This window comes from Sphingomonas piscis (assembly GCF_011300455.1).
Classification (GTDB): domain Bacteria; phylum Pseudomonadota; class Alphaproteobacteria; order Sphingomonadales; family Sphingomonadaceae; genus Sphingomicrobium; species Sphingomicrobium piscis.
The window spans coordinates 1917696-1936528 of record NZ_CP049869.1 but is presented as its reverse complement, the minus strand read 5'-3'; the positions used below and the strand labels follow the sequence as shown (position 1 = coordinate 1936528).

Sequence of the window (18833 nt, the reverse complement as noted above, 5' to 3'; positions counted from 1 at the left end):
TTGTCGGTAAAGCGCAACGGGGCCGGAAACCGCGTCGCCGCCGCAGGCTGGCGGGTAAGCGGCGCGGGCGGTATCGCGCGAGGATGATTGCAACACCCGCCTGGCCGCCCAAGAGCCTGCCGCGCCTGTACGTGCAGTCTTCCCTGGCGCCGCACGCGCAGGTGGAGCTGCATGCCGGCCAGGCCAATTACCTCGGCAACGTGCTGCGCTTGACCGAAGGCGGTGAGGTGCTGCTGTTCGACGGCCGCTCGGGGAGTGGCTGGCGCGCATCGCCGAGGCGGGCAGGAAGCGCATGACGCTGACAGTGGAGCGGATGACCCGCCCGGCGGAGACCATCCCCGACCTGTGGCTTGCCTTCGCTCCGGTCAAACGCGCGCAGGTCGACTGGCTGGTCGAGAAAGCGACGGAGCTTGGCGTGGCGCGGCTGATCCCGGTGATCACCGAGCGAACGATCGTGGAGCGGGTAAAGCTCGAGCGGCTCGAGACGATCGCGGCCGAGGCGGCGGAGCAGTGCGGCCGAACCGTGCTGCCGGAGATTTCGGAGCCTATCACATTGCCAAAGCTGCTGGACCGGCAAGGCGACGGCCGCCGGCTCTATTTCGCCGATGAGACCGGTGGCGCAGCGGCGGCGACGGCCTTCACGCCCGGTCCGGCAATCATTCTGACGGGGCCGGAAGGCGGCTTCACGGACGCCGAGCGGGCGCGGGTGCAGGCGGCGGAAGGCGCGGTGGCGATCTCGCTCGGGCCGCGCATCCTCCGGGCGGAGACCGCCGCGCTGGCAGCCGTTGCGGCATGGATGACCGTGGCGGGTGACTGGAAGGCGCCGCGATAAGCGCGGCTGATCGGCCGATAAAGCGGAAGTGCTGGCGCGAAGGCTTGCTCGGGTTTAGGGGCGCGCAGCCATGACGACCCGCACCGACGATAGCGAAAGCCCGCTGATCGAGAGCCGCGACGATTTGCTGTCCGTCTTCAGCGGCGGCGAGAAGCCGCGCGAGCGTTGGCGGATCGGCACCGAGCATGAGAAGTTCGTTTACCGTCTCAGCGATCACCGCGCGCCGAGCTATGACGAACCCGGCGGGATCCGCGACCTGCTGATGGGCCTCACCGAATTCGGCTGGCAGCCGGTGATCGAGAACGGGAACGTGATTGCGCTGTCCGGCAAGGACGGCACGATCAGTCTTGAGCCCGCGGGTCAGCTGGAGCTGTCGGGCGCGGCGCTCAGCGACTTGCACCAGACCTGCAACGAGGCGGGGCGCCACCTTGACCAGGTGAAGGCCATCGGCGACCGGCTCGGCCTCGGCTTCCTCGGCACCGGCATGTGGCCCGACAAGTCCCGCGCCGAACTGCCGATCATGCCCAAGGGCCGCTACGCCATCATGCTTCGGCACATGCCGCGGGTGGGCAATCTCGGCCTCGACATGATGCTTCGCACTTGTACCATTCAGGTTAATCTGGACTATTCGTCCGAAGCCGACATGGTGAAGAAGTTCCGGGTGGGTCTGGCGCTGCAGCCGCTTGCCACCGCCCTCTTCGCCAATTCGCCGTTCACCGAAGGCAAGCCCAACGGCTATAAGAGCTTCCGAAGCCACATTTGGGAAGACACGGATCCGCATCGTACCGGCATGCTGCCGTTCGTGTTCGAGGATGGGTTCGGGTATGAGCGCTATCTCGATTACGCGCTCGACGTGCCGATGTATTTCGTCTTCCGCGACGGCAAATATATCGACTGCGCCGGCGAAAGTTTCCGCGCCTTCCTCGATGGCAAGCTGCCGCAGCTACCGGGCGAAAAGCCGCGCCTGAACGACTGGACCGACCATCTCTCGACCGCCTTCCCGGAAGTACGGCTGAAGAGCTTCCTCGAAATGCGCGGTGCCGATGGCGGACGCTGGGGGCGCATTTGCGCGCTGCCGGCGCTGTGGGTCGGCCTGCTCTACTCCGACGAGGCGCTCGACGCCGCCTGGGATCGGGTGAAGCAATGGTCCATCGAAGAGCGCGAGCAGCTTCGCAGCGACGTGCCTAAGCTCGGACTACAGGCACTCGTGCCGGGGGCGGCACGGTACTGGACCTCGGCCGCGAGGTGCTCGACATTGCCGCTCTCGGCCTCACCCGCCGGGCCGAACTGAACGCCGCCGGCGACAATGAGGGCGGCTTCCTCGATCCGCTTCGCGAAGTGATCGCCACCGGTCACGCTCCGGCCGATCGCTTGCTGGAGCGTTATCACGGCGAGTGGAACGGTGACGTCCGCCGCATTTACGAGGAGTTCAGCTTCTGATGGCCGAGCGGCGCACCCTCTACCCCCCGATCGAGCCGTATGAGAGCGGCATGCTCGACGTCGGCGATGGGCACCGGCTCTACTGGGAACGCTGCGGGACCAAGGGCGCGAAGCCAGTCGTCTTCCTGCACGGCGGTCCGGGCGCTGGCAGCAGCCCGGCGCACCGGCGGCAGTTCAATCCGGCTAAGTACGACATACTACTGTTCGACCAGCGCGGCTGTGGCCGGTCGACGCCGCATGCGAGCCTTGAGGCCAATACTACTTGGCACTTGGTCGCCGACATTGAGCGGCTTCGGGAGATGGTCGGCGTCGACAAGTGGATGGTGTTTGGCGGTTCGTGGGGCTCGACCCTGTCGCTCGCTTACGCCCAGACGCACCCTGAGCGGGTCACCGAACTGGTGCTGCGCGGCATCTTCCTGTTCGACGAATATGAGCTCGACTGGCTGTATCAGGACGGCGCGTCATCGCTCTATCCGGACGGTTGGGAGGAGTTCGTTTCGATCATCCCCGAGGAGGAGCGCGGCGATTTGGTCGAGGCGTATCGCAAACGCCTCACCGGCGAGGACAAAGCGGTGCAGCTGGAAGCGGCCAAGGCGTGGAGCAAGTGGGAGGGCGTCACCGTCACCCTGCTCCCCAGCCCGGAGGTGATCGCCCATAGCGTCAACGCCGATCATGCGATCGCCATCGCCCGGATCGAGAATCATTACATGATCAACAAGGGCTGGCTTGAGGAAGGCCAGCTACTCCGCGGCGCCGAGAAATTGCGCGGCATTCCGGCGGTGATCGTCCAGGGGCGGCACGACTGCTGCACCCCGCCTAAGGCCGCTTGGGCGCTGCACAAGGCGTGGCCGGAAGCGGAGCTGCAGATCGTGCCCGACGGCGGGCATCTGTTCAGCGAGCCGGGGGTGCTGGATGGACTGGTTCGGGCGACGGATCGTTTTGCTGCTTAGGCACTACACGTCCTGAGAAACCAAACCCGTAGCGAAGCGCCCGGCGAAAGTGTTCCAAACGCCGACTACCAAGAGATAGCCGACGTATGCCGTTAGACCCACGGCAAGACCCAGCCAAAGCAGGCCGACTCCGAGCCCGATCGAGAGAAACGACAGCATCATCAAGCCGATGAAGTAGTCTTGCAGCCGCTGAGGCACAGCGCACTGGTAGGAACCCTCCCAGGGGATATCGCATCCAGATATGATACTCATACCCACAAGCGGAGCGCCTAAAGGGCTTGCCAACAACAGGAGCAGGAGGACAGCAAGCAGCAGCGGCTTGTCTTTCCAACGCGTTCGAGCGCTCGATTCCACATCGTCGTATTCCATTCGTGCTGACTGCCCCCGATCGCCGTCGTCGTCATGAGCATTTGCTGAGCGTCAGGTGAGGATCGCGAAACGACGATGTGTGACCCCCAAGTAGCGAGCCAACCGCTTCTAAATCTCCGCATCCATCTGCGCGAGCATCGCCGAGGCGCCACGCTCGGCGTCGTCGGCGAAGTTGCGCATGAGGGCGAAGAGTTCGCGGCCGGTGCCGAGCGGGGGTGCGGGGCGTTGGGCCGGCTGGCGGGTGGCGAGGTCGACGTTCAGGACGTTGAGCTCGCCGCTGTGCGCGGAGAGTCGGACTACGTCGCCATCCTGAAGCCGGGCGAGCGGGCCGTCGGGAAGCGCTTCGGGGGAGCAGTGGATGGCGGCGGGGACCTTGCCGCTGGCGCCCGACATGCGGCCGTCGGTGACCAGCGCGACCTTGTGGCCGCGGTCCTGGAGGACACCCAATGCTGGCGTGAGCTTGTGCAGTTCCGGCATGCCATTAGCGCGGGGGCCCTGGAAGCGCATGACGACGATCACGTCGCGGTCGAGTTCGCCGGCCTTGAAGGCGTCGAGCACTTCCTGCTGGTCGGAGAAGCAGCGCACGGGCGCTTCGATCGTCCAGCGCTCCTGGTCGACGGCGCTGGTCTTGAAGGTCGCGCGGCCGAGGTTGCCCTGCACAAGGCGCATGCCGCCGTCGGGCAGGAACGGGTCGCTGACCGGGCGCAGCATGTCGGGGTCGAGGCTTTCCGGCACCGGGCGCCAGGTCAGCTGATCACCTTCATAGGTCGGGGTCGACTTCCACGCCTCCAGTTCGTCGGCCCCGGCGGTGAGCGTATCGACGTGGATCAGCCCTTCCGCTGCCAGCGCGCTGGTGACGAACGCCATGCCGCCGGCATGGTGGAAGTCGTTCACGTCCTTGGCGCCGTTGGGATAGACGCGGGCGATCAGCGGCACCGCCGCCGACAGCTCGTCGAAGTCCTGCCAGTCGATGATGATCCCCGCCGCCCGCGCGATCGCCGGCAGGTGGATGGCGTGATTGGTCGAGCCGCCGGTTGCGAGCAGGCCGACCAATGCGTTGACGATGCCCTTCTCGTCCACGACCTCGCCCAGCGGCCGGGCCTTGTCGCGGCCAAGCTCGGCAAGCCGGTGGACGGCGGCGCGGGTCAGCGCCTGGCGCAGCGGCGTGCCCGGATTGACGAAGGCGGCGTTGGGCACGTGAAGGCCCATCAGCTCCATCATCATCTGGTTGCTGTTGGCGGTGCCGTAGAACGTGCAGGTGCCCTGCCCGTGGTAGGACTTTGCCTCCGCCTCCAAAAGCTCGGCCTTCCCAACCTTGCCCTCGGCGTAGAGCTGGCGGACGCGGACCTTTTCCTTGTTAGGGAGGCCAGAGGTCATCGGGCCGCCGGGGATCAACAGGGTCGGCAGGTGGCCGAAGCGAAGGGTGCCGATCAGCAGGCCGGGGACGATCTTGTCGCAGATGCCGAGCAGGGCGACCGCATCGAACATGCCGTGGCTGAGCGCGACCGCCGTGCTCATCGCGATCGTGTCGCGGCTGAACAGCGACAGGTCCATGCCCGGAAGGCCCTGCGTCACCCCGTCGCACATCGCAGGGACACCGCTCGCGACCTGCGCAGTGGCGCCGACCTCGCGCGCGAAGATCTTCATCTGCTCGGGGTAGCGGTAATAAGGCGCGTGGGCCGACAGCATGTCGTTGTAGGCGGTAACAATGCCGATATTTGGCCCCGCCATGGCGCGGATGGCGCCCTGGTCCTCGCCGGCGCCAGCGAAGCCATGCGCGAGATTGCCGCACGCTAGGCGCGGGCGATTGATGCCCTGCTCCTTCTGGTTACGGATCAGATCGAGATAGCGGCTGCGCGTGGAACGCGAGCGCTCGATGATGCGGTCGGTGACCCGGCCGACGATGCTGTTCAGATTTGTCATTTGGTTCTCAGGGACACCAATGGATATCGATCGGCTGTTCGGCTTCTGCAAGGACCCGGCCGATCGGAAGTTTGGAGCTATGTCCGTCAGCGATCGCCTGTTCCAGCAGGTCGCGCTTGTCCTGACCGGTAATGGTGACGAGGATCGTGCGGGCCGACAGGATGGCGGCGCGGGTCAGGGTCACGCGGGCCACCGGTGCCTCCGGCGGCAGCGGGTCGGGCATGACGCCAACCGCCCGGCGCGCCTTGGGTGCGTCGAGCGCATCCTGAAGGTCGGGTCCGGCGAAGATCGACGCGGTGTGGCCATCCTTGCCCATGCCAAGCCAGACGAGGTCTGGCGGCCAGGGCAGATCCTGGAGCCGAGCGTCGGCTGAATTGCCTGCCAGCTTATAGTCATCGATCGACGTTGCGATCGGAATGACCCGGGCACCGCTCGGAAGGAAGGATCGGGCCAGCAGCTTGGCGTTGCTGAGGTCGTTCTCAACTGGGACCAACCGATCGTCGGTCGGCACCACCGTCACCTTGCGCCAGTTCATCTTGGCCTTGGTCAAGTTGGCGAAGATCGGCACCGGCGTGCTGCCGCCCGGCACCGCGATCAACGCGGAGTCGCGGGCATCCAGTGCGCTCTCGATGATGAAGCCGACATCGCCAGCGACCGCATCGGCGAGCTCGTCGACGCTGTCATAGTCCCACCATTCCGCTTCGATCATCTGCACGCACTTTCGAGAAATCACTTAGTGCGGAGGCTCCTGCCCATAAGCCGCCCAATCCGCAACCCGCTGCCGCTTGCGATTGAGCGCGGGGCGGTAGCGAAGCCGCTGCTTGGCGATGGCGCAGATCTGCGCATCGATGGCGGCATTGCCGGTGCCGAAATCGACGATGCACTGGATCGGAACGCCGTTGGCGTCGATCCGCATGCGCATCAAGACGCGCGCGCCCGGCGGCCAAGCATCAAGCAGTGCCGGCGGAAAGTCGCGGCCTCGGAGCGGCCGGGTGGCAAGGCGCGTGCGGACCACGGCAAAGCCTTCTCCCCCGCCGCCGCGGCCTGCGCCCGCTCCGCCGCCGCTGCCGGTTCCGCTGCCGCCAGAACCCGTGCCCGGCCCGGGGATTGGCGCGGCGCCTTGGGTCGGGGCGACGCCCTCCCGCGGCGTCTCCGTCGTCGCAACGGGCGAAGGCACCGGAAGTTGGACTGGAGGTTTGGGCGCGACGATCGGAGTCGCTTCGCTCTTGATGTTCGGTTCCGAACCGCCCGCGGGCTTCTCCGCCTTCTGCTGTTCGGCGGCCTTCTGCGGCGGCGGAGGCGGAACCTCCTGCGGAGGCGAAGTCACCTCGGTGACGTCGAAGACGCTGAGGCCCTCCTGCACATCCGTGAGGTCGACTGTCCCCGACAGATGCAGCAGGGCGAGCGCCAACGCGGCGTGGATCGCCACCACGCCGACGATCGCGCCGCCCTTATGGCGGGTGTCGAGGTCCGACCGGTACATCGCCAAAATCAACGCTAGATGGCGCGCGGCGGTTGCTTCATGCATCCCGACCGCGGCGGCTGCGTTGGCGCGGCAGCGGAGGCACGGTGCATGCAGTTCGAGATTGAGGCGGTTGAGCAAGGCGAAGGGTCGCGGCTGACGGTGCGGGCAGACGGCTTGACCAAGGCCTATGATCTGCCGGGTTCGGAATATCAGCATTACGTCGACTTCTTCGCGGCGCTTGCCGCGGATTTCGGAACCCGCCTGCCCCATCTTCACCGGACGTTCGAGCATCCGCCAAGCGCGGTTCTCTGGCAGCCATTGCTGACGGAGAATGCGCATCCGCAGATCCTGTGCGGCTACGGCGATCCGGCGGTGCTGAAAACGGACGACGGCTACTGGCTCGTCGCGACGTCCAACGATGCACCGGACTCTTTTCCCATCCTCCATTCGGATGACCTGCTCCATTGGGAGCCGCAAGGCTTCGTATTCCCGGAAGGGACGCAGCCGGCGTGGGCCGCCCGCGGCAAGGGCACGTCCGACTTCTGGGCGCCGGAAATGGTCCAGGTCAGGGCCGAATATTGGCTTTGCTATACCGCGCGGCGCACCAACAACGCGCTGGCGATCGGGCTCGCGAGGGCGCCGCATCCGGCAGGGCCCTGGACGGACAACGGGCGACCTCTGATCATCGGCGAGCCTGTCGACACCGGCGTTGCGGCCAAGGGCGGCGAGCAGCTGGTGATGACTGGCGGCGTCATCGACTCCCACATCTTCAAAGATGAGGATGGGTCGCTCTTCATCTTCTGGAAGGACGACCGCAACGGCGTCTGGCCTCTGCCCCTCGCCGCGCTTCTGTGCGAGCGACCGGAGCTGATCGATCAACTCTTCGACCGGGAAGAAGATCGCCGTACTGCCGCCTTCGTCTCAGCCGTTGCGCCCTGGGCAGCCGGCCGCAAGCCGATGGAACGCTTTTTTCTCGTCGGAACCCTGATCGACGCCGCTCTCGACAATTGGGAACGCGTGCAACAGGTCCTGCGCGACACTGGAATTGCCGGAGCGATCCTCGATGCAATGACGACGCCGGTGCACGGGCAGCGGCTCAGTGACGACGGGGAGTCATTGGTGGGCGATCCGGTAACCGTACTTACCAATGACCTCTCCTGGGAGGGGCATCTCATCGAAGGGCCTTTCGTGACCCGCCAGGACGGTCGATATTACATGTTCTACGCTGGCAACGACTTCGGCACGCCCGCCTACGGGATCGGGGTCGCCGTAGCCGATGATCCGCTCGGCCCCTACACGAAGCGGACGCTGCCGCTGCTTCAATCGACACGGGAATGGACCGCCCCGGGGCATGCGTCGGTCGCTCCCGGACTCAATGGCAAGCCGCAGCTTTTCTTTCACGCCTTTCACCCCGGCACCGGCGGCTACAATGAATTTCGGGCGCTGCTGACTACACGATTGCGTTTCGAAGGTCCGGAAGTGTTCCTGGAGTGATTACCGGTGCGAAATCCAGAGCAGATGGCCGGCCAGAACTCGTCCTTTAAACAGCTTAATTTTCAATTGTCATTGAAGTAGCCGATGATGTTCGCACGACGGTGTCAGTGCTCGGATATTCCCATGTTTAAGGGAAAGTAGTGGGAAAACAGGCGGAATGAACCGTTCGGCAGCCTTGGGCATTCGCGAAAATGGCGTATTTATGGGCTTCGGGCGGATTAGTTCCCATTGAGCGTCTTCGTGGGAACCCGCGTCGCCTGACTGGGAGCGTCAACTCCCAAACACGTTTTGTTCTACCTGGCTGGCAATTAGGCGCGTGCGCTGCTATCTCGCCCCCAGCAGGCTTTTAGCCCGGAGACGCCTTCATGGCGACCGATGTGAACAACGGTCGAACGTGGAGAAGTTATGTCCAGGAAAAGCGGTCGGTCGCCACTTGCGCTAAATTACCGCGCAATCGAGTCGGTGGTCCCATTCGCCAATAATGCGCGTCAGCATCCACGCGCGCAGATCCGCAAACTTCAGCGAAGCTTACAGCTGTACGGATGGACGAACCCGCTCATAATCGATGATGAGGGTAACCTCATTTGCGGTCACGGCCGCTTAGAAGCTGCCAAGCTCAACGGCGAAACCCAAGTGCCCGTTATCAGCCTTGGGCAGATGAGCGAGGCTGATCGTCGAGCCTACATCATCGCGGATAACAAGCTTGCAGAAACGGCGACGTGGTCGAAGGCGCTGCTGCGTTCAGAACTCTCAGGCCTGCTTGAGCTCGGCTACGATATCGAAATGACCGGCTTCGAGATGTTTGAAGTCGACGGCATCATCAACTTTGACGACGCAGGAGAGGAGAGCAACGAAGATCGTGTAGATTTGCCCGAGGCTTCTCGGGTGCCGGTATGTCGGTTGGGAGATCACTGGCAGATCGGCAAGCACGCCCTAGTCATCGGGGACGGACGTTCTCAGGAAGTTGTTGGACGCCTTCTCGCGGGTGAACGTGCGCATATGGTGATGATTGATCCGCCCTACGGGAACAGGATCGCCAACAACGTGTCCGGCAATGGCAAAATTAAGCACGGAAATTTCGTGATGGGATCGGGCGAAGTTTCACTGCCCGAGTTCGGCAAAACGCTACTGCGCCCGGCCTTCCAGACAATAACTAAACATTGCGAGCCGGGAGCGATCGCCTTCGTGTTCATGGACTGGCGCGGCGCCCCCCATTTGCTCGCAGCAGCGGAAGGCGTGTTCCACGAGGTCAAAAACCTAATTGTATGGATCAAGAATCCGGGACTCGGAGCATTTTATCGGTCAGCTCATGAGCTTTGCTATGTCTTCAAAGTCAGCGATGGCAAGCACACCAGCAATATCGCGTTAGGCAAGCGCAACCGCACTAACGTTTGGCGGTACCCCTCGGCGAATGTTTTTCGGAAGGGTCGGATGCTGGATCTGTCTGAGCACCCGACTATCAAGTGCCGATATATGACGCGAGACGCGATTTTAGACGTGTCGAAGCGTGGCGACGTTGTCCTCGACACATTCGCTGGCTCCGGCACAACCGGGGTAGCCTGCGAGATGATTGGACGTCGAGCCCGGCTCGTCGAGCTCGATCCAACCTACGGTGACGTCATTCTTCGCCGATTAGGCGAAGCAACTAGCTGCGAACCACTCCTTGATGGAGTCACGCCCTTAGCGGAGGTCGCCGCGTTCCGCCGTGGAGATGGCGAATGAGCGGCTCGGATAGCCAGGAGCCTCCCTTCGGGGTGGGTCGTCGGAAGGATGGAAAGCCGTACAAGGAGGGCAATACTCGGTATGATGGCAGCTATGGCGTCGGAAAGAATCTACGCCGGTAGCAACGCGGTTCGCAAAGGATGATGGGAGACCGCGTGGACGCCGGGGCAAGGGCGTCCGCAATGCTGACACGGAGTTCGAGCGAGAGCTCAATCGGACGGTCACCATTCGTGAGGATGGAAAAGAGCGCAGGGTCAGCAAGAGCCTGGGTGTAGACCTGCGCCTGATTCACAATGCCGCAACAAAGGGCGACAACAAGGCAATTGAGATGGTCGACCAGCGGCGTCGAAGGATTGCCGCTGAGAAGGAGGAGACTGCTCGCCGCTACCATACACTCAGCGACACGCTCATCCTCCGACGGTACATTCAGGAGCGTTCAGCAGAGCTGTCGATTGACCCGAACCTCTTCGGCGACCCGCAAGAGCCGCCTTCCTGTGAGGAAGAGGATAAGTCTGATGGCTGAGGTCGACACTGACGATGCGATATCCGCTCTTCTGCGACTGGAGTTCGACTTCTTCCTTCGCATGGCGTTTCACGAGTTAGGCGGACACGACGCCTACATGCACAATTGGCACATCGATGCGATTGTCCATCAGCTGGACCGCATCCGCTCTGGCGAAAACCAGAGGCTGATTGTGACGATGCCGCCGAGGCATCTTAAATCCCGTATCCTGAGCATCGCATGGGTCGCGTGGATGCTTGGTCACAATCCCGCGTTGACGTTCCTTTGCGTAACCTACGGCCAATCTCTATCAGAAGACCACGCTGCGGATTGCCTGCGGATCATGCAGAGCCGCTGGTACACTCGTGCCTTCCCGAACACCGTACTCGCGAGCCGCGCCGTCGCCTATCTGAGAACAACTGCGGGTGGCGGGCGCATGGCGAGCTCGGTCGAAGGCGCAACTACCGGCTTCGGCGCAGACATCATCATTGTTGATGACCCACTGAAGGCGCAGGACGCATTATCGGTTGCCGCCCGCGAGGCGGCAAACCGCTGGTTCGATGAAACGCTCTCTCAGCGTCTGAACAGTCAAATGACGGGAGCCATCATCGTCACCATGCAACGCCTGCACGAGGCAGACTTGGTTGGGACGCTAAAGAAGCAGGGCGGATACCATGAACTTTGCCTCCCAGCGATCGCTACCCAAGATGAGCTTGTTCCTCTGACGCGCGGTCGCTTTTGGCGCCGCAGAGCAGGATGCGCATTGCATGCAGCGCGTCATTCACTGGATAGGCTTAAGGCTCGTCAGGCGGCCAGCCCGTACGTGTTCGCTGGTCAGTTTCAGCAAGACCCAATCCCAGGGATTGGGAACATTATCGAGGCTTCTTGGCTACGGACATACGAGGCGTCGAGCATCGACCTTACTCAAGGTCAAATCGTAATGTCGCTCGACACCGCCAGCAAGGACAATCCGTTCAACGACTACTCCGCTATCGTAGTCGCTCGTGTGTTGGGAAAGTCGGTTCACATCATAGATGTGTTCCGAGCTCGTCTAAAGCTTCCGGCCTTGGAGCTTAAGACGATCGAGCTCGCTCGGTTGCATAATGCCAGTGTCTTGCTGATTGAGGACGCCGTGTCAGGGATGCAGTTGATCCAAAGGCTTCAGGCCGAAGAGCCGGCCGGTGTACCACTCCCCATCCCTCGCCGCCCAAAGGGCGACAAGAACTCGCGCGTTCTTGGAGCTAGCGTGATGATACAAGCCGGCCGCCTCTTTGTGCCGGACCAAGGACATTGGGTTTCGGAATTTACCGCCGAGTTGCTGGGCTTTCCGGGTGCGGCCTTCGATGATCAGGTAGACGCAACGTCGCAGCTCCTGCTGTGGGTTCAGGAGAAGGATACCTACCGCGTCCCCATGAACGAGGGTCCAATTCTTATTACCGAAGAGGACGATTGGGAGGACTATTCTGATCAATACCCGTCCAACTATGATCCTTGGTCAGGGTTGTGAATGGTGCCCGAGGCGGAATGGCCCAATCCGTGTCACAGCTGGCTGATCAGGCGAAATTGTATAAAAAGGGGACGTGAGCGACGCTTCGAAATAAGGTAATTCTGCCCTTAGCTAATTCCATTGAGCTCCCATAAGCCTACGCAGAATTAATCCAGGCACTCTGCTTGGAGTCTAATTGATGGCTAAAGTGTCATTGCGGGACGAGGCGAACACCTGCCGGCAAAATGCAAAGCTTCTAGCCGGTAAGCCTGATGCCTCTTTTCTGTTGAAGATCGCTCAGGCGTTTGAGGAGCTGGAGCGTAGTGCGCAGAGCTTAAGAAAGGACGGAACGTAGTACGGACCGCATCGAGGCCTGTGAGCAGGAAGACGAGGCAAGTCTTACTTTAAGCTAGAAGCATGGTGCGGCGGTCTCGCACGATTGTCGTGCCGCTATAGAGTTGCCGACTTAACCCTTGCTCGAACTCTAAAAGCGCTCCGGTCAGCCGACTGTCGACAATATCTGAACGCTGCACCGCTTATTAGCCACTGATCACAATGCACGGGTGCCCGCGGGTCACTACCATACGGCAAGCTGTTAAGGCCTGGCTCTTACTTTGGTAAGGTCCCACACGTAGCCGCGTAAACGCTCCGACACTGCTATAGACGGGCAGTTTGGTAGGTAGGTGCATCGACAGTTGCTTATACAAGGACTGCGCAGATCCTCTTACCCGAAAAGCACCTAATTGAATTTGCCAGGTGCCATTCTGCTCGATCCTCGACGCTGCACGCTCGCTCTGCTGCTTGGCGGGTCTCACCTTTGCGAACATCGAAACTAGAGCGGGCTCGCTCTCGGTCTTAGGCTGAAGTTCTTTCGTGACCATCTGGGAGACATCAAAGCGTCCGAAACCCGGTGAAGCTTTCGCGGCCGTTGGCGTCTCCGATTGCTTCAGCGCCAGCTGTTCAGACCAGTCGTTGCGATCAGACACAGCGTCGCGCAAGACAGCACCCCTTACGGTCAACTCTAACTTCAAATCGCCTGCATTAGCTCGGCCCATTGTGTTGAGGAGCTGAAAGCCAGCCACGTAAACGTCCCTGCGAGCCGATATGAGCTCAACCTGGCTGTTAAGTAGTTCCTGTTCGGCATTGAGCTCGTCGAGTACTGTGCGCGTACCAAGCCTTCGCTCAATACGAGCACCCTCAAGTGCCAGTTTGTTAGCTGCTACAGCTACTTTGCTTGAAAGCACAGCTCTTGCGCCGGCCTCATACGCTGCAAATTGGGACCGTGTGTTCGCAATTACGGCACGTTCAAGCTCAACGCGCTGTTCAAGCGTTTCGCCTTGGAGGGCTTGCGCCCGCCGGATTTGCGAAGAAGGTCGGCCACCCTGATAGAATGGGATCCTTAGATCCAGGCCCACACTGCTTTGCAGCCCAGAGCGGTTCGGTTCCAGACCAGCTAGGCTTCCTGAGCTTCCTAGGCGTCGAACGTAGTCGCCGGTCATTGAACCCTCTAACTTCGGGAGCCGAGAAGCTCTTGCAACTTTGACGTCGAATTCGGCGGCACGCGCTTTGTAAGCACTTGCTATCAGGTCGGGGTTGTTTGAGAGCGCTTCTTTCACTGCGGAGTCCGCCGAGGCAGGCAGTTCAGCAAGCGGCGGCGGAAACTCCAAGTCTCGAGGTGGTAGGCCGATAACTCGCCAGTAGTTCTCGGCGGTCCTCGTCAGCTGCGCTGTCGCACGCGAAAGTTGGGCTGCAGCGAGGCTCAAACGAGCTTGAGATTGCGCAATATCGGTGCGCGTGAGATCACCGCTGTCGAATGTGGCTTGGGTCGCGCGAAGATTCTCGCCTAACACACGCACCTGGTTCTCATATAGTTTGACGATCGCGTGATCACGCAGAACGTCCATGTATGCAGTTGCGACTTCAGTGAAAACATCACCTTCGACCGCCTTAAGCGTCGCCAGATCTGCTCTTAAGCGACTTTGCTCGGCTTCAACGGAGTTGTGAACACGATGACCATTGAACAGGGGAAGAGCCAGGTCGATCCCACCTGAAAGGGCATTGCCTGAATCGTTTAGGGCGAACAAACCAGATCTCGTCAATCGGCGTTCAGCTCCGATTGTTGTTACAATCTGCGGACGACCAGCTGCGCTGGCAATTGCTACCGCTGCTTCACTAGAGCTTACCACTCTGCGCTGCCCGATGAGCGCTGAATTCGTTCTAAAACTAGAGGCTAATGCCTCTTGGAGCGTATCAGCGCACGCTGGAGCAGTGCTGCCAAAGGCAACAATCATGAGCCATGCAACGGGAGAAAGGCGCGCCAAGCAACTTGATTAACTTAGCGTTGAATTGTGGGCAAGCCACCCAATCGAATTGCAGCTGGTTGGCAACTCTAAGCTACGTCTCCATGCCGTTCGCAAGGGGTGCTCTACCTCGTTGACGAGATCCGAACGGTAGCGGGCGAATTTAGGCAGAAGGAGTTCAAATGGCTAATCCCGATAGCCAAGATTCCTGCTTCGCAAACTTACAAAAAAGCGGCCCGGGCGAAAGCCCGAGCCGCTCTGTTCTGTAAACCGGGCTTTAGGCGGCCTGAAGCACGTGCCGCATTGTGCGGCGAGACCGGCGGACACTTGCACCGATAGCTCCGAACCCGACGAGCATCATTGCCCAAGTCGCTGGCTCCGGAACGGCCGGGGCAGAAAGTTCGAGATTACCACCGAAAGAACCATTGCGGGACGGCCCCGTGGTGCCATTTACAAAGATGTTGTGAAGACCAGCTGAGAGGCTAACCGGCATAAGGAGCTCCCAGACCTCAGCCCCGCTGCCGTCAAAACCCGTCTGCGTGAACGCATAGCCGTCGAGAAGCACAGAGGAGAAATCAACGTCATTCGACGTGTTCAATGTGGTAGTGATCGACGAGATCGCGTCCATATCAGTGCCGAGCGTAAATCCAAAAGCCAAATTGAAAGCTGGCTGATTGGAAAAAATGGCTCCGAAGTTGGAGGCGTTTGCCGTGTCCAAGGCTACCTGGTTGAGTTCGGTCTTGAGCACCACCGCACTCGCAGGGCTTGCCCCCGCCATCGCTGCCACACCGATCAGCGCTGCCATAATCTTTCGCATGTTTGCTCCTCTGGGCACTGCCCCACAATTTCGACTCGGCTTGTAGCGTATTAAACATCTATTAACTAGTTAGTTGCAGCGGGAATGTGAGGAAGGTGAATATTTCTGTCTCTTTTCGGGACCAAGTTTCACTTCATCCAGGCGGCGCCCCTTTGGCGCGTTGCAGTTCGACGCGTGGTAAGCCTGGCAATTTTCAACCGTACCCCAACGTCGCGAACGTTGCGAACTGACGTCGCAGAAGTGCAAATTGTGGCTGCGCTGTCCTTAGCCGCGCCATCCTGCGGCAGCTGCGTCGATGACGCAGGACTATGGGCTTGAAAGCACCACTGCCACTGTGATCCCAGTCCGTGAAAAGAGCAGTCCTTCAGTCGGCCCGAAAGGCTCATGTTGCTGCCGCTTCCTCTGCCTAAGTCAGACTAAAGTGGACGCTCGATCTAGCACGATTGAAGGACTTGAGGTGCCCTGCGTTCCGTGACGTTAGAATAGCCGCCCCGAGTGCTGCTGTGTAATGGACACTTCGTCGCCAGGGAGCAACCTAGCTTTTGCACCCAGACGCGGCATTCGCTTAATCCTGATGCCCCGATCGACTACTCTAGTTCGTCGAGAGCAAGTGCCGGCGGGATGCCATGCGAACAATCATAAGACACGTTCGAAAGAACATGCTTATCGTTACTAGGCTCGTTCGCGGGCAAAAAAAGGGGCCCAGCATTAACTAGGCCCCTCTATAAGAATTGCCTGAGTTAGGCGACTTGCGGTGTCAGCACTCCAGTACGACGACGACGGCGCATTGCAGCCCCAACCCCGCCGAAACCGACAAGCATCATAGCCCAGGTGCTTGCTTCAGGAACCGGAGCAGTCACGCTCGCCAACTCCAGGGAGTTCTGCTTTTCCAACTTGATCGCGCTTCCAAGGCTGGTGATCTTCATGTAGTCAAAAGACTCACCATTGTCGCCGCTCAGCAAGTAATCAACCAATTTGTCGGAGTTCTGGCTGAAGACGCCCAGGGAACCAGTTGCGCCGCCGACCAGACCGTAGTCAATCTGGAAGGTAGAAGCTTTAAGGAACTGGACCGAAAAGTCGAGCTTTGAGAAGGCCTCGTCAGGATTAACTATCAACCAGAAGAAGTCTTCTTGCTCACCCTTCGGAACGATTTCGGAAACTGAAGCGAAACCATTGGTGATACCGATTGCCGTGTTCGCGGTGAACTTCACCTCTCCACCAGTTTCCGAACGACCAAACACGGTGTTTGCATCACCATCGTTACGGTCATCACCGTTGATGTGATTCGCAAGCTGTCCCTTGCTCGGCGCCAAAGTGACCGTAGCAGCTGCAGGTGTAGCAACCGAAGCGGCCATAGCCGCCAGCAGCAATAAACGCTTCATTGTCTGTCCCCTGATTGAGCCATTAGCGACTCGATACAGGTAGCCATTAACAGATTTTTAATGATTTAGAAAATCGAAAACATCCCGTCCCGACCCGGGACAATCTAGAGCCTCCGGCCAATGGCTGGCGAGCAAGCGCAGTCAGCCTTTGAGCAACGCAATGGAGTTCCGGTTCGAAAAATGCATGCACTCTCATAGCAAGATGCTTAGCAAGCAGAGACAGTCGCCCGCGAGGGTTCTATCAATGGAGCTTGCGCCTCCAGGCCGCTCAGGAAAACCTCGAAAGCCTTTCGAACATTGTCTGTAAGAAGGGCGTAGTAAGGTCCCCGATGTTCGATGAACTGGGCCTCTTCGAGCATTCGCAAGTGGTAGAGGATGGCCGGCCCCGAAAAGGGAAAGCGAGCCTTGAGCTGCCTAAAAGTGAGTTCGCCCGAAGAGAGATAAACAAGTATCTGCCTGCGAACATCGGACTTCAAAGCTGCAAAGACGCGTTCCATCATTCTCCAATGGCGATTACAGGCGAGTGAACGCGAAGTTAGGCAAGAATCCTTCCTTAGCGCGGAAGGAAGTTGTTTACGCATTGAAGGTAACACATCGTTAACACGCAGGCTAGTGCCCTGCTTTCGCGCACTCTGAGCTTGTGGCGAACCTTCGGCTTTGCAGCGCTTCATGTGCCGACACTCGTACGTGTCCTAATAGGCTCGCCATGCCGCTACGAACCCAAGCTCCAGTGCTTAGAACCAGGCGACAACGGCTGAGCGGCGAAACATTCGCACCTAGGGGTAAGGTGCGAATGTTCCTGCTCGGTGCAAGCACGCTGTAATTTTATAGAGCATCTTATCGATCGATAGCTCCGAGGACCTACTTACCTTGTGGCGAGTGCCGTCTGCCTCAGAGCATAAAGTCCGACTGCGTCGGAGCCACGCCGGATCCCAGATGGATCAAGAAGTCGGCAACCCCATCGCCGTTGACGTCACCTTGCACATCATATGTGGCTGAAGAGGTTTGAACCACTCTTAACTGCCCTGCAATTCCGGTGAAGTTGCCACCTCCGACGAAGTCAAATGCTTGATCGCCAGCGATTTTGCTATTTGCATCTAGGCTTCCGACGTCGATTTTGTCGCTGGAATGCTCAAAGTCCTTGATGTTCGACACGTTTTTGAAATCAGTGATAATGAAGCGGTCGGCGCCGGAGCCTCCCCAAAGTTCATCATTGCCCAAATGACCCATTAGGGTGTCGTTCCCGGCCTCGCCGTAGAGCACGTCGTTGGCAGTACTGCCCACAAGCATGTCATTGCCGTTACCACCGTACATGGTGATGCTCATCTCTTGGCCGATTAGGTGATCATTGCCATCCCACGCACGAACAACAGCAGGATCGGACTGATCGCCGATGACCATTTTGTCATCGTAAGAAGTCAACGCAATGTCGCTGAATCGTTCCACGTTTTTGAAGGTGCCCCCACCGGGAGTAAGCGGCTGACCAGTATGTAAGGTGCGCGTATCACCGTTGATCCCGGCAGTTGCGCCAACATACGAGAGAGCGACGGTGTCAAATCCATCTCCTCCGTCGACAATGTCACCAAAACCCGAGAAGATCATATCGTTACCGGTACCGCCGTAGATTTCGTCCACATCACGGCCGTTGTCGAAGCTATTCATTCGGTCGCCGGAGAGCATGTCATCTCCACTGCCGCCGTGGAGCACATCGGCAGCGCCTTCGCCAGAAAGCTGATCGTGACCCTTGAGGCCAGCGATCACGTCCCTTGCGTCCGTTCCTTTGAGGATGTTGTCTTTCTGATCGCCCTGCAGTGTCGGGACAATGCCCAATTTCGAGAGGCCCTGAAGCGAGTCTGCGTTATCAGACACCCTTGAGTCGGAATTTGGCGCGGGCCTCGACGTAGGCGTAGGCCCTGGCGTCGGTGGCGTCGGCGTTGGTGTCGGCGTAGGCTCTGGCGTCGGTGTTGGCGTCGGCGTCGGTGTTGGCGTCGGCGTCGGCGTTGGTGTCGGCGTCGGCGTAGGCTCTGGCGTCGGTGTTGGCGTCGGCGTCGGTGTTGGCGTCGGTGTCGGTGTCGGTGTCGGTGTCGGTGTCGGTGTCGGTGTCGGTGTCGGTGTCGGTGTCGGTGTCGGATCAGGCGATGCATGAGCAAA

13 protein-coding genes and 3 pseudogenes are annotated in these 18833 nt (G+C 60.2%); 7 read left to right on the top strand and 9 right to left on the bottom strand.

Features of this window, described 5'->3' with window-relative positions; genetic code table 11:
- Positions 1-83: 83 nt before the first annotated feature.
- From G7077_RS09750 to pip, 3 genes and pseudogenes are all read left to right on the top strand, one after another.
- Positions 84-832 (top strand): annotated as a pseudogene (locus G7077_RS09750) (16S rRNA (uracil(1498)-N(3))-methyltransferase).
- 70 nt (positions 833-902) lie between these two features.
- A pseudogene (locus tag G7077_RS09745) lies at positions 903-2272 on the top strand (glutamate--cysteine ligase).
- Positions 2272-3222, top strand: coding sequence for a prolyl aminopeptidase (gene pip / locus G7077_RS09740; RefSeq protein ID WP_166411530.1), 951 nt, complete (start codon positions 2272-2274; stop codon positions 3220-3222). Before G7077_RS09745 ends, pip begins: the two are co-directional and overlap by 1 nt.
- A 3-nt stretch (positions 3223-3225) precedes the next feature.
- Here pip and G7077_RS09735 read toward each other — a convergent pair whose 3' ends face one another.
- From G7077_RS09735 to G7077_RS09720, 4 genes are all read right to left on the bottom strand, one after another.
- Positions 3226-3591: a hypothetical protein gene (locus G7077_RS09735; protein ID WP_166411529.1), complete on the bottom strand. Its 366-nt coding sequence runs from the start codon at positions 3589-3591 to the stop codon at positions 3226-3228.
- Between the two features lie 108 nt (positions 3592-3699).
- Positions 3700-5514, bottom strand: coding sequence for a phosphogluconate dehydratase (gene edd, locus G7077_RS09730; RefSeq protein WP_166411528.1), 1815 nt, complete (start codon positions 5512-5514; stop codon positions 3700-3702).
- Between the two features lie 7 nt (positions 5515-5521).
- Positions 5522-6223 (bottom strand): 6-phosphogluconolactonase, encoded by a 702-nt coding sequence (gene pgl / locus G7077_RS09725; protein ID WP_166412432.1) that lies wholly within the window; start codon positions 6221-6223, stop codon positions 5522-5524.
- Between the two features lie 24 nt (positions 6224-6247).
- Positions 6248-6997, bottom strand: a complete 750-nt coding sequence (locus tag G7077_RS09720; RefSeq protein WP_166411527.1) for a hypothetical protein — start codon at positions 6995-6997, stop codon at positions 6248-6250.
- Positions 6998-7087: 90 nt separating this feature from the next.
- Between G7077_RS09720 and G7077_RS09715 the strand changes: the two genes are divergently transcribed.
- From G7077_RS09715 to terL, 4 genes and pseudogenes are all read left to right on the top strand, one after another.
- Entirely contained in the window at positions 7088-8473 is a 1386-nt protein-coding gene (locus G7077_RS09715) for a glycoside hydrolase family 43 protein (RefSeq protein WP_166411526.1), read from the top strand.
- A 405-nt stretch (positions 8474-8878) separates the two neighbouring features.
- The gene (locus tag G7077_RS09710; protein WP_166411525.1) at positions 8879-10195 is read left to right on the top strand and encodes a site-specific DNA-methyltransferase; all 1317 of its coding nucleotides are present in this window, start codon (positions 8879-8881) and stop codon (positions 10193-10195) included.
- 184 nt (positions 10196-10379) lie between these two features.
- A pseudogene (locus tag G7077_RS14560) lies at positions 10380-10718 on the top strand (hypothetical protein); the annotation flags it as partial.
- Entirely contained in the window at positions 10711-12204 is a 1494-nt protein-coding gene (gene terL, locus G7077_RS09705; protein WP_166411524.1) for a phage terminase large subunit, read from the top strand. The pseudogene G7077_RS14560 and the gene terL, both read left to right, overlap by 8 nt.
- Positions 12205-12722: 518 nt before the next feature.
- Here terL and G7077_RS09700 read toward each other — a convergent pair.
- The 5 genes from G7077_RS09700 to G7077_RS09680 form a co-directional block, all read right to left on the bottom strand.
- Positions 12723-14474 carry a TolC family outer membrane protein gene (locus G7077_RS09700; protein WP_166411523.1) on the bottom strand — a complete coding sequence of 584 codons (1752 nt, stop codon included), beginning with the start codon at positions 14472-14474 and terminating at the stop codon, positions 12723-12725.
- Positions 14475-14760: 286 nt separating this feature from the next.
- Positions 14761-15288: an FxDxF family PEP-CTERM protein gene (locus G7077_RS09695; protein WP_166411522.1), complete on the bottom strand. Its 528-nt coding sequence runs from the start codon at positions 15286-15288 to the stop codon at positions 14761-14763.
- Positions 15289-16040: 752 nt separating this feature from the next.
- Positions 16041-16682, bottom strand: coding sequence for a PEPxxWA-CTERM sorting domain-containing protein (locus G7077_RS09690; RefSeq protein WP_166411521.1), 642 nt, complete (start codon positions 16680-16682; stop codon positions 16041-16043).
- A 206-nt stretch (positions 16683-16888) separates the two neighbouring features.
- Entirely contained in the window at positions 16889-17182 is a 294-nt protein-coding gene (locus G7077_RS09685; RefSeq protein WP_206367620.1) for an ArsR/SmtB family transcription factor, read from the bottom strand.
- 391 nt (positions 17183-17573) lie between these two features.
- Positions 17574-18551, bottom strand: coding sequence for a calcium-binding protein (locus G7077_RS09680; RefSeq protein ID WP_206367619.1), 978 nt, complete (start codon positions 18549-18551; stop codon positions 17574-17576).
- Positions 18552-18833: the final 282 nt, after the last annotated feature.

What these genes read in the sequence shown, in the direction of transcription:
- G7077_RS09695 (WP_166411522.1), bottom strand. Translation starts at nt 15,288, where the DNA reads ATGGCAGCGCTGATCGGTGTGGCAGCGATGGCGGGGGCAAGCCCTGCG.
- G7077_RS09735 (WP_166411529.1), bottom strand. Translation starts at nt 3,591, where the DNA reads ATGGAATACGACGATGTGGAATCGAGCGCTCGAACGCGTTGGAAAGAC.
- G7077_RS09710 (WP_166411525.1), top strand. Translation starts at nt 8,879, where the DNA reads ATGTCCAGGAAAAGCGGTCGGTCGCCACTTGCGCTAAATTACCGCGCA.
- G7077_RS09700 (WP_166411523.1), bottom strand. Translation starts at nt 14,474, where the DNA reads ATGATTGTTGCCTTTGGCAGCACTGCTCCAGCGTGCGCTGATACGCTC.
- pip (WP_166411530.1), top strand. Translation starts at nt 2,272, where the DNA reads ATGGCCGAGCGGCGCACCCTCTACCCCCCGATCGAGCCGTATGAGAGC.
- G7077_RS09685 (WP_206367620.1), bottom strand. Translation starts at nt 17,182, where the DNA reads ATGATGGAACGCGTCTTTGCAGCTTTGAAGTCCGATGTTCGCAGGCAG.
- pgl (WP_166412432.1), bottom strand. Translation starts at nt 6,223, where the DNA reads ATGATCGAAGCGGAATGGTGGGACTATGACAGCGTCGACGAGCTCGCC.
- G7077_RS09715 (WP_166411526.1), top strand. Translation starts at nt 7,088, where the DNA reads ATGCAGTTCGAGATTGAGGCGGTTGAGCAAGGCGAAGGGTCGCGGCTG.
- terL (WP_166411524.1), top strand. Translation starts at nt 10,711, where the DNA reads ATGGCTGAGGTCGACACTGACGATGCGATATCCGCTCTTCTGCGACTG.
- edd (WP_166411528.1), bottom strand. Translation starts at nt 5,514, where the DNA reads ATGACAAATCTGAACAGCATCGTCGGCCGGGTCACCGACCGCATCATC.
- G7077_RS09720 (WP_166411527.1), bottom strand. Translation starts at nt 6,997, where the DNA reads ATGTACCGGTCGGACCTCGACACCCGCCATAAGGGCGGCGCGATCGTC.
- G7077_RS09690 (WP_166411521.1), bottom strand. Translation starts at nt 16,682, where the DNA reads ATGAAGCGTTTATTGCTGCTGGCGGCTATGGCCGCTTCGGTTGCTACA.